The 933-nt window shown below is 58.4% G+C and carries 3 protein-coding genes; all 3 read right to left on the bottom strand.

The window, feature by feature from the left end:
• The coding region (locus EN884_RS37135) for a hypothetical protein (protein WP_164895469.1) at positions 1 to 439 on the bottom strand (439 nt) is incomplete at its 3' end.
• 34 nt (positions 440 to 473) lie between these two features.
• Positions 474 to 647, bottom strand: coding sequence for a hypothetical protein (locus EN884_RS38870; RefSeq protein WP_158515790.1), 174 nt, complete (start codon positions 645 to 647; stop codon positions 474 to 476).
• Between the two features lie 11 nt (positions 648 to 658).
• Positions 659 to 933: hypothetical protein (locus EN884_RS37130; protein WP_206617770.1), on the bottom strand; the 275-nt coding region annotated here is incomplete at its 5' end.

Genomic DNA, 933 nt, shown 5'->3' with positions numbered 1-933 from the left:
GTTCAACGCGCGTCCAGCCGCTTTCGCTTGTCCAGCGGCCGGCATAGACCGGCAACGGCGCGGGAAAGCTTGCGCACAAGCTCGCCTCGTCGCCGTAGCGGTGCGGCTGGCTTATCATGGTTGACATTTGCCGATCATATTCCCGCGCGCGCCAGGCATCGAAAGCGGCGATTGTGTCGGCGGAAATTTCGCCGGCATTTGTGCCAACGCAACGGCGCAAAATGCCGATTGACGCCACAACGTGTTTTTCAAGCCTGGCAGCATCATAGTTGAGACCGCGCCGCGCGTAGTCCGGCAGTGAGCGGCGCAAATGCGCGCGGAATCGGTCGCCGTTCGGTTCGGAAATATCGTAATCAATTTCATCCTGGTAGCTGGACGTCCAGCTAAACCAGTAGCGCGCGCCGTTGATTGTAATCGAGTTGTCAGCAAGATAGTTCATGTTTCAAACTCCAGTTTGCGCAATCGCGCGGTTTTCAGTAAGCGGCCATATTGCCGAGATCGGCAAGCTTTGCCCGATAGTCGCGGCGCGCCAGTTCATGGCACAAGTCACGCAATCGAGACTGCAGCGCGCGCTTGCGGCCTTTGTCGGTCTCGACTTTGATTGCCCGTTGCAGCTGCATAACGCGTTTTTGGGCTTGGTTCGGCATTGTCGTTTCTCCTATGCCGCGACCGAATAGGGCCATTCGCGCGGATAGAGCTCCGGCCGAAACTTGCGGCCGATCCAATAGGCGGCATTGCCGAACGCCATGGCGTCCAGAATGTCGCAACCGGCCGCGCGAACGATTGCTTTCTGCCGATCCGCAATCGCCACGATATCGGCTTGCGACTCGGCGGATTTGACGGCCGCGACAAGATCGGCCGTCCAGCGGCGAATGTTTGCCCGGTTCATGGCTTTGAACATTGCCGAGTTGCGAAAGTACGGTTGCACATAGC

It is taken from the genome of Mesorhizobium sp. M7A.F.Ca.AU.001.01.1.1 (genome assembly GCF_004022735.1).
Classification (GTDB): domain Bacteria; phylum Pseudomonadota; class Alphaproteobacteria; order Rhizobiales; family Rhizobiaceae; genus Mesorhizobium; species Mesorhizobium ciceri.
The sequence above is the reverse complement of the archived record's forward strand: the minus strand, read 5'-3'. Positions and strand labels throughout refer to the sequence as shown.